Source organism: Granulicella sp. S190 (assembly GCF_009766095.1).
GTDB lineage: Bacteria > Acidobacteriota > Terriglobia > Terriglobales > Acidobacteriaceae > Edaphobacter.
In genome coordinates this window covers 40192-50157 of the sequence record NZ_LMUD01000002.1, presented here as the reverse complement: position 1 = coordinate 50157, position 9966 = coordinate 40192, and the positions used below count along the sequence as shown (strand labels likewise).

General features: G+C 58.7%; 7 protein-coding genes. 5 read left to right on the top strand and 2 right to left on the bottom strand.

The annotated features are described in order from the left end of the window. Together GSQ94_RS00195 and GSQ94_RS00190 are read left to right on the top strand one after the other, a co-directional pair. On the top strand, positions 1-1381 hold a 1381-nt coding region (locus GSQ94_RS00195; RefSeq protein WP_216842976.1), incomplete at its 5' end, for a hypothetical protein. A gap of 249 nt (positions 1382-1630) precedes the next feature. Beyond that, positions 1631-2344, top strand: a complete 714-nt coding sequence (locus tag GSQ94_RS00190; protein ID WP_254063476.1) for a WecB/TagA/CpsF family glycosyltransferase — start codon at positions 1631-1633, stop codon at positions 2342-2344. Between the two features lie 16 nt (positions 2345-2360). Here the strand turns inward: GSQ94_RS00190 and GSQ94_RS00185 are convergent, their stop codons facing one another. Together GSQ94_RS00185 and GSQ94_RS00180 are read right to left on the bottom strand one after the other, a co-directional pair. After that, entirely contained in the window at positions 2361-4202 is a 1842-nt protein-coding gene (locus GSQ94_RS00185; protein ID WP_158941315.1) for a hypothetical protein, read from the bottom strand. Between the two features lie 137 nt (positions 4203-4339). Continuing rightward, positions 4340-6877, bottom strand: a complete 2538-nt coding sequence (locus GSQ94_RS00180; protein ID WP_158941314.1) for an ABC transporter permease — start codon at positions 6875-6877, stop codon at positions 4340-4342. 152 nt (positions 6878-7029) lie between these two features. Between GSQ94_RS00180 and hemC the strand changes: the two genes are divergently transcribed. From hemC to GSQ94_RS00165, 3 genes are all read left to right on the top strand, one after another. Continuing rightward, on the top strand, positions 7030-8025 hold the full coding sequence (gene hemC / locus GSQ94_RS00175) for a hydroxymethylbilane synthase (RefSeq protein WP_158941313.1): 996 nt from the start codon (positions 7030-7032) through the stop codon (positions 8023-8025). A 253-nt stretch (positions 8026-8278) separates the two neighbouring features. Beyond that, the gene (locus tag GSQ94_RS00170; RefSeq protein WP_158941312.1) at positions 8279-9436 is read left to right on the top strand and encodes a glutathione-independent formaldehyde dehydrogenase; all 1158 of its coding nucleotides are present in this window, start codon (positions 8279-8281) and stop codon (positions 9434-9436) included. 224 nt (positions 9437-9660) lie between these two features. After that, the coding region (locus GSQ94_RS00165) for a uroporphyrinogen-III synthase (protein ID WP_174240861.1) at positions 9661-9966 on the top strand (306 nt) is incomplete at its 3' end.

Here is a 9966-nt window from a genome sequence, read left to right as displayed (position 1 = left end):
CGGCATCTCCATCGGTCCCGGCAATCCGGGCGCGACCGCTCTCAACTATGTCTCGAACAACGTTGGCTCTGTCCATGATGTTCTGATCAAAAGCGAGGACGGAAACGGCCACGACGGGATCGATCTGACTCGTCAGTACGCCGGGCCTCTCATGATTCGTAATCTGGAAGTTGACGGCTTCGATGTAGGCATCGATCTCCAGAATGCGGAATACAGTACGACGATCGAAGACATTACGCTTCAGAATCAAAAGATCGCTGGCATTCGAAACAGCGATCAGGCAATCAACGTTCGCGGTTTCACCAGCAGCAACACGGTCCCTGCACTCACCAACACGGGAGGAATGGTCGTACTGATCGATGGAAGTTTTACCGGCGGCCTCGCCACCGTGCCTGCTATTCAGACCAACAGCACCATGTTTCTGCGGAACGTAGCATCGACGGGATACGAGGCCACCTTGCAGGACTTGACCACCTCCACTCCAACTCTTACCAAGGGGACCATCGCACATATCCTGGTCGGCACCCCCGCCACGCTCACAGGCAACGCATCCACTCCAACCGGTCTCAATCTTCCGGTTCAGGAGACGCCCTCTTTTACCAGCTCTAGCCTCTCCGACTGGGCTGTCTTCACGCCAAAGTGGTACGGCGACACCTCGGGACTTCAAGCCGTTCTCAACTCCGGCAAGCACACGGTCTACTTCCCGTTCGGGCAATACTTCTCCGCCAATGAAGCTGACATCACCGTGCCCGATACCGTCGAACGCATCGTAGGTTTCTCCTCCATCGTCAATATTGGCTCCGGAACCAACGGTGGAGGCATTCGCTTTGTCGTAAACAGCAACAGCACCCAGCCCCTCATCATCGAGCAGTTCGGCTATGGGATAAAGGTCGATCATCACGGCACACGCCCCGTCGTCCTCAAGGATATGCACGTCAATCAGTACAACAGCTTCGCCGGCGCTGGAAAGCTCTTCCTCGAAGACACGGGCATGGTGAACTTCACCGTTCAACAAAGTCAGCAGGTCTTTGCACGCCAGCTCGATGACGAGTTCGCTGGAACCAAGATTACGAACTTGGGAGGCTCGCTCTGGATACTCGGCCTTAAAACGGAGCAGGCTGGCACCGTCATCACCACCGCTAGCGGCGGTCACACCGAACTTCTAGGCGCCCTCATCTATCCCGCAGTGGCTGTCCCCACATCGCAGGCAGCATTCGTGTCTACTGACGCGCAGACCTCCTACATCTACAAAGAATCGGTCTACTGCAGTGGCTGCGGCTACACCATCCAGGAGCAGGAGACACGCACCGGCGTAACCAAGAATCTCACCTCGCCCAACAGCAGCTCTTTTCGAATGCCGCTCTTTGTCGGTTACAAATAGGCAACGAGGGCAGGCTGTCGAACTCGCGGCATGTGGTCGACAGCCCACCCTCCCTCTCGTATACTCATCTCAGTTGGTGCAGCATCTGCAATCGAACTTGAAAACAATCAAGCGCTCTATCCCGTAGAGCGGAACTCCCCGCATCCTGCAACACAACAGAAGCAGTAGCTTCACAATCGAGGCGCGATCATGATCCCTGGCGATTCGCCAAGAGTCAACATCCTTGGTGTCGGAATAAGTGCACTCTCTATGGACAACGCTGTCGCACAGAGCGACGCTCTCCTCAGCCGCGGCGATTCGGGATACATCTGCGTCACCGGCGTGCACGGCATCATCGAAGCACAATCCGACGAAGCCTTCCGGACCATCCTCAACCGATCCTTCCTCTCCACGCCCGACGGCATGCCCACTGTCTGGCTCGGCCACCTCCACGGCTTCAAAGACATGACCCGCGTCTACGGCCCCGACTTCATGTTGAATATGTGCAAGCTCTCCGTCGAGCGCGGCTACCGCCACTTCCTCTACGGCGGCAGGCCAGGCATCGCAGAAGAGTTGCGTGCCGAACTCACCCGCCGCTACCCAGGCCTTCACATCGTAGGCACCTACACCCCGCCCTTCCGTCCGCTCAACGCCGAAGAAGAGCAGGACCTCCGAACCCAGCTCGAAGACTCTAAAGCCGACATCCTCTGGTGCGGTCTCAGCACCCCGAAGCAGGAGCGTTTCATGGCCGCCTACAGTGGCCGCCTTCCTGTAAAGCTGATGGTCGGCGTCGGCGCAGCGTTCGATCTTCTCAGCGGCAACCTCGCCGAAGCTCCCGACTGGATGAAGCGCTCTGGCCTCCAATGGCTCTATCGCTTGATCAAGGAGCCGAAGCGCCTCTGGCGTCGCTACCTCCTGAACAACCCACGCTTCGTCTGGCTCAGCTTCCTGCAACTCTCCCGCCTCAGGCGCTTCTCCTTTTAGTCAGGACGACTCTCGCCTATCTACTCAACTCGATCGTCAGGATCTGCCCCGCCACCGCTGCGTCCGAAACCTCGGCGTAGGCCACCTTCGCCTTCATCCCTTCCATATCCGTGCATGGCTTCAGATCGCCCTCCACCTGGTAGTTCGCCAGCGTGAACACTACCTTGTAGTAGTCATTGTTGTAGAGAGAGATCGACTTGTCGGGCTTCTCCACCTTCAACGCAAGCACATTCGGGGACGAGCACTCCACATTGCGGATCACCCCTTGAATCGTATGTCGTGGCCCCTTCGCATCTCCAACCGGATACTTGGGTGTCTCTTGCAACACCCCTGTCATCTTGCCGTCAACCTTTCGAAACACAACAGTCTTCGAAGCATCATGCGACGAAGCATTTCGCGCGGAGTCCACCGGTCGCACCGTCTGCGTCACCTCGATCTGCGCGGTATCTCCCCTGCCTTGTGACTGGGCGCGGTCCATTTGCGACTGAAACTGCTCCAACTGCTTAACGCGGCTGTCGACCATCGCCATCTCATCCGGTGTCTTGGCAACTCCTCTCGCCGCCTTCAGAACGCTGACCGCGCTACCATACTGCTGTTGCTGACTCAGCACCGCAGCCGCGTTAATCCGATAGCTCAGATTCTCCGGCTCCAGTTGAATCGCCTGCGCATTCAGCATATGAGCCTCGCTCAAATGCACATTGCGCGTAGCGCAAAACGTAGCCAGGGTGTCGTACGCGGGAGCGAACGCTGGGTTCAGCTTGATCGAAGCACGCAGACTCGACTCGATCGCATCCTCATGTCCATCGCCTCCCGACTGCATCAACATGGCCGCAAAGTAGTAGTGCGCCAGGTAGCTCTGGGAGTCGAGTCCTACCGCCTCGCCATACCACTTCTTCGCACTCGGGATATCTCCTTCGCGATACTTCAAAAATCCCATCGTCTCATGCGCCAGCGCGTTGCTCGGATCGCTGCTCAGGCTGGTCTCCAGTAACGCCTCAGCCTCCTTGGCGCGATCGTTGTAGACCAGCACATCCGCTCGCACCGCATCGATCTGCGACTTTGCAACCGGCACCACCTGAAGCACCGACTCATCCACCACCACGCCGGTATTTCTCTTGAACATCTTGAAGCTGCCCTGCTGCACATACGAGTCCAGCGCCTTCTGGAGCACGTTCAAATCTCCGAAGGCATGTTGTGCGGCTGTCACAGAGTCTTCGCCCTGCGCGAGAAACCGTGCGTACTCTCTCACATGTTCGGTGTTCTTCTCGTAGTCATTCACCTCGAGATAGTGTGTCAGCGCCCAGGACTCGGCATAGAAGACCGAACCCTTCTGCTCGTCGTGATAGTAAGGAGAGGTGTAGTCCACCTTGAGCAGTGTCGTCAGCGGCAGCAGCCGGTTCTGACGCAGGAAGAGAATATTGTCCGAGCTGGGCTGACCCAGCAGAACCTCCTTCTCGTGGATATCCGTATTCTGATAAAACTCCGCAAGCCCTTCGTTCAGCCACAGCGGCATCCACGTCAGCTTCCGCACAATGTAGTGGGTGTACTCGTGATACACCACGGCAAAAGGATGCTCCTCTTCGCCATCGAGCCGAAGCAGGATGTAGCTCTTATCCGGAGCCTGCATAAAGAGTCCGGCCAGGTCCAACTGTCCTTTGCTCAAATAAGACGAAGGCTCAAGCGCCTGAAAGTCCTTCTTGTTCTTCAGCGCAAGCACAATGATCGGTGAGCCTCCGTTAGAGCTCCCGTTAGGAAGCAGCACCTGAAACAACGATCGCATCTGCTCAAACTGGCTGGCAATGCGTATCGCCTGCTTGTTGCTCCCGTTGGTCAGCACGGTGAAGTGAGGGCTCTTCACCTCCAGCCAATGTTCTCCGGAATCTCCAAAGGCAGTCAAAGTAGTACAGAGAACAAACAGAACGCACAGGCGCTTGTACATAGTGCCAATGAGACTAAACGAATAGACACCACGAAAGATAGTTGAAAAACCGCAGCTTACTCCATCCGCAGCGCCGTCATCGGCTCCACATTGGCCGCCCGTCGAGCAGGGATAAACCCCGCGACCGCAGCAGACACCAGCAGCACCGCTACTGCAATCAAAAGGCTCAACGGATCGTAAGAACGCACCTGGTAAAGTTGATCGGCCATCGCTCTCGCGCCGAAGATCGCAATGGGAATGCCGATCAACAGCCCCAGCCCAGCCTGCAGAAACGCCCCCCGCATCACCATCCGTACCACGTTGCCGCGGTCTGCTCCCAGCGCCATCCGCAGACCAATCTCGCTCGTCCGTCGAGCCACCTGGTACGACGTAATCCCGTACAAACCCACCGAAGCCAGCACCAGCGCCAGCATTCCAAACAACTCGGTCAGCCTCGCAATCAGCCGCTCTTGCGTAAAGTTGTCCGCGACCTGGTAGTCCAGCGAGTGCAGATCTTCCACCGTCAGGTTTGGATTGATATTGGCCAGCGTGTGCCGCACCATCGCATCGAGGTTCTGTGGTGGCCGTTGAAAGTTCAACGTGATCGAGTTGATAAAGAGCCCACGACCCTCAGCCATCTGTTCGTTAGCGTCCGTGAGCCCAGCCATCGTCTGGTTCAACGGACGAAAGTACATCGTCCTCACATCGCTCCGCGGATTGTTGTACTTGGCATTAGCCACAATACCTACGATCTCGAACGACGAAGCGTACTTCTGGTCATAGACTCCGAAGTGCCGCCCGATCGGATCTTCCTTCGGAAAAAACTTCTTCACAAACGCCTGGTTCACCACCGCGACCTTCGGCGACGTCGCCGTATCCTGCTCCGTAAATCCCCGCCCGCGAACCATCGGCTGGCCTACCGTCGTGAAAAAATCCTTGCTTACCCGGTCCCACGACGAGCCGGCATTGTCATTTGGCCCCGGCGCAGGGTGTCCGTCCACAAACACCTCCTCGCCCCAGTTATTGCCCTCAAGCGTGCTGTACAAAGCCAGCCCCGTGCTTTGAACTCCGGGCAGGGAACCGAACTGCTGCTCCAGTGTCTGATAGAGCGCAGGCAGCGTCTCCGCCGTATAGCCCGCGCCCGCCGGGTCTATATGCACAACGTATCGGTTCGCTGTCTGCAGTCCGAAGTCCTGGTGCTCCATATTACGCAGACTCTTGGTCAGCAGCCCCGCGCCCACCAGCATCACTAGCGACAGCGCCGCCTGAAACACAATCAGCGATCTCTGCGGCAGCGAAGCCCGATCGCTGGTCGAACGGTTCGATCCCCGCAGTGCTTCAGCCGGATCGGAGTTCGACGTGATCCACGCCGGCACCACGCCAAACACTACGCCCGTCAACAGCGAAAGCAGAAACGCAAATCCCAGCACCGCCAGCGAAGGACTCGCCGCAATCGGAAGCTGCGGCGAATCTGGAAACGCCAGCGTCAGAATCGTCCGTGTCCCTGCATACGCCACGGCCAACCCAGCCAGTCCTCCCATGCAACCAAGCAGCAGACTCTCCGTCAGCATCTGCCGAATCAACCTGCTCCGCGCAGCCCCCAACGCCATCCGTACGGAGGTCTCCGCTCTCCGCGTCGCACCTCGCGCAAGCAGCAGATTCGCCACGTTCGCGCAAGCCACCAGCAGCACCAGTCCGGAGATCGTCATCAACAGATAGAGCCCCTTGCCCGTCTGCTTCTGCAGATTCTGAATTCCTCCTCCGGCCGGCACAATCACAATGTACTGCTTTGGAATGAGCGTCGATCCGCCGTTACGCGTATATCCGGGCTGCATCGAAAGAAACTGCCTCAGGCTGCCAGACATCTTGTCCTGCAAAGCGGCAACACTCACTCCAGGCTTCAGCCGGCCCACGGCATAAAGCCAGTTGCTATTCGCCACATGCAGAATCGTATTCTTCCCGCCGATCGTCGGCTCCACCGACAGCGGAATCCACAACGCCGGAGGATTACTACGAATCCTGTCCCCGAAAAATCCATGTGGCCCGATCCCCACCACCGTCACCGGCTGCCCCTGCATATAAAAAGTGGATCCGACAATCTTCGGATCAGCACCGTAGTCCGACTGCCACGCCTCGTAGCTCATCACCGCGACCGGAGCCGCACCCGCCACATCATCCGCATCCGTCAGCACCCGCCCTGCAAACCGTCCAATCCCGAACGTCGTAAAGTAATTTCCCGAGACATACTCGGTGCGTTCCATCTTTGCTGGCTCCGACCCGCGCCGCGTCGTCATCCCCTCACCACCCGACTGCATCGCCGCCAACCGGTCAAACTCAGGCGTAGTCTCCTGCAGATGCTTGTACAGCTCATACGAGAAGAGATCGAAGTCGCCGTTCTCATTGATGAACCCGCCATTGACGCAGCAGTCATCCTTATCGCCCACGCGAAACAGCGTCTTCGGGTCAGCTACCGGCAACGACTTCATCAGAATCGCGTGCACCAGCGTAAAGATCGCCGTGTTCGCCCCAATTCCCAACGCAATCGTCAACACCACGGTCACAGCAAAGCCCGGCGACTTGTAGAACGCCCGTAACGCAAGAGTAAGATCCCGCACGTAGTTGCCTCCAGGTGTAAATCAGCTTGTAAAGCTCCTACGTTCATATCGCCTCTGCGGTTCCGAAAAAATCTCTCGCCCGTAAAATCCCCGCGCCCCCGCCCTATTCGCATGAACCACCCAGCCCCGCATCCCGTATCCTAGTTAAGACTATGAGTTCTGAGCACAATAATCCCCGCAATCCCATCCGCATCGGCAGCCGAGGCTCACAACTCGCCCTCTGGCAGGCCAACCACATCCTCTACGCCCTCCGCGACGCTGGCTACCACGTCGAGCTCGAGATCATCCGCACCACCGGCGACCGCATGCAGCAGCCCGGCTTCATCCCTCCGCCCAACCTCGACGGCAAAGGCATCTTCATCAAAGAAATCGAGGAGGCCCTCGAAGAAGGACGCATCGACCTCGCCGTCCACTCCCTCAAGGATCTCCCCACCAAGCTCGCCCCTCAGTTCACCCTCGCCGCCATCCCCAAGCGCGCCGACCCTCGCGACGTCTGGGTCTGTGAACCCTACTGGGCCCTCCACACGCTCCCCACAGGAGGCCGCATCGGCACCACCAGCCCGCGTCGCCGCGCCCAGATCCTCGCCCTCCGCCCCGACGTCTCCTTCGTCGATATCCGCGGCAACATCGACACCCGCCTAAAAAAACTAGCCGACGGAAAATGTGATGCCCTCGTCCTCGCAGCCGCCGGTCTCGACCGCCTCAAGCGCACCGAGTCCGTCCACCAGCGCTTCTCGCCCTGCGAGCTCTGTCCCGCACCCGGCCAAGGCGCGCTCGCCCTCGAAACCCGCAGCCCCTCGCACCCCATCGACGAGGACCGCGACGCCTACCTCCGCAACGCCATCGCCTTCCTCGAACACCCCTACACCCGCTTCGCAGTCGACGCCGAGCGCACCACCCTCGACGCCCTCGGCGGCGGCTGCTCTCTCCCCATCGGTGCCCACTGCTTCCACGAAGAAGGGAAGTGGAAGATGATCGCCCAGGTTGTCTCTCCAGATGGCGAATCCATGGTTCAGGTGGAAACCGAAGCCGCCAACGACGCTAACCCCATCGCACTCGGCCTCTGTGTCGCCGACGAACTAAAGACCAAAGGCGCCCTCGACCTCCTCAACACCTTCGAGCCTGACTCCGCCGCCCTCGCCGACTAGCAAACCAACCTCACCCTCCGCGCATCTACCTCTCTACAGCCGGTGACCGAAAGCGTCGTCGCCGGCCACTGTCTCTCCGCACGTTGAGAGTGTCCACAACCTTTCATCGTCTCGCAGATAACAGCACGCTCTTTTGCGAAAGAGTTCAACAAACGACATCGGCGAAACACGAAACCATCAGCATGCGGATCCAGACAAATCCACTGTTAGGAATTCGTGCGCACAAAGTACACCTCCGAAAGGAACACCCAATATGAAAGCTCTCGTCTATCACGGCCCCAAAAAAGTAAGCATCGACTCCGTCCCCGACTCCAAGCTAGAAAAGCAAACCGACGTGATCATCAAGCTCACCACCACCAACATCTGCGGTTCAGACCTCCACATGTACGAAGGCCGCACCGACGTGGAAAAAGGCAAGATTCTCGGCCACGAGAACCTCGGCGAGGTCGTCGAAGTCGGCAAAGCCGTAGACTCCGTCAAAAAAGGAATGAAGGTCGTCCTCCCCTTCAACATCGGCTGCGGCTTCTGCGCCAACTGCGAGCGCGGCCTCACTGGCTTCTGTCTCACCTGCGCCGACCCCTCCGTCATGCCCGGCATGGCCGGTGCTGCTTACGGATTCGCCGGCATGGGCCCCTACTCCGGTGGCCAGGCCGAGTACCTCCGCGTCCCCTACGCCGACTTCAACTGCCTCCAACTCCCCGAAGACGCCACAGAAAAAGAAAAAGACTACGTCATGCTCTCCGACATCTTCCCCACCGGCTGGCACTCCACTCGCCTCGCCGACCTCAAACCCGGCGAATCCATTCTCATCTACGGAGCAGGCCCCGTCGGCCTCATGGCCGCGCTCTCCGCAAAGATCCAGGGCGCCAGCCAGATCTTCGTCGTCGACCACAAAGCCGATCGCCTCGCCCTCGCCAAACAACTCGGAGCCACGCCCATCGACTCCTCTGACGACAACGTCTCCGAGCAGATTCGCGAGCTCACCAAAGGTCTCGGCGCAGACTGCGGTGCCGAATGCATCGGCTATCAGTGCCACAACTCCAAGGGCAAGGAAGTCCCGAACATGGTCATGAACGCTCTCGTCGACGCCGTCAAAGCCACCGGCACCCTCGGCGTAGTCGGCGTCTTCATCCCGCAGGATCCCAAAGCCGACGATGCCCTCGAAAAGAAGGGCCAGATCGCCTTCGACATGGGCAAGTTCTGGTTTAAAGGTCAGAAGATGGGTACAGGACAATGCAACGTCAAGGCCTATAACCGTCGCCTCATGGATCTCATCCACCACGGCAAAGCCAACCCCTCCTTCCTTATCTCTCACGAGCTTCCACTAGCTCAGGCCCCCGAAGCGTACAAACACTTCGACAACCGCGACGAAGGCTGGACCAAAGTCATCCTCCACCCCCACGCCGCCTGACATCAGCTCTGCGGAAGCGTCAGTCCTAGCAGTCGTAATGCTGAACGCACCCGCCATGTGTCGTTATAAATAACGCGCTGTCAACCCGCATACACTCTGCACAACCCTCAGACTCCTACAACCACCAACCTCACTGCGGGCTTCCTCCAGAGGCCCGCAATGCCTCAATGCAGAATGCACAGTCCGCACTCTCAACTCAACCGTCCACAGACTAAAATCACACAGTGCCTTCTCTCACCAACAAACGCATCCTCATCACCCGAACGCGCCATCAAGCCTCCGAACTCGCCGCGCAGCTCGAAGCCCTCGGCGCAACCACCATTCTCATCCCCACCATCGAGATCGTTCCGCCCGCCTCCTTCTGCGCGCTCGACGCCGCTCTCACCTGCCTCGGCGCCTACGACTGGCTCCTCTTCACCAGCGCCAACGCCCTCGAAGCCTTCCACCGCCGCGCCCAATTTCTCCACCTCACCCAACTCCCCAAGCGCATCGCCGTCATCGGCCCCGCCACCCTCCGCGCAGCCAACGCC

What these genes read in the sequence shown, in the direction of transcription:
- GSQ94_RS00190 (WP_254063476.1), top strand. Translation starts at nt 1,631, where the DNA reads ATGGACAACGCTGTCGCACAGAGCGACGCTCTCCTCAGCCGCGGCGAT.
- hemC (WP_158941313.1), top strand. Translation starts at nt 7,030, where the DNA reads ATGAGTTCTGAGCACAATAATCCCCGCAATCCCATCCGCATCGGCAGC.
- GSQ94_RS00170 (WP_158941312.1), top strand. Translation starts at nt 8,279, where the DNA reads ATGAAAGCTCTCGTCTATCACGGCCCCAAAAAAGTAAGCATCGACTCC.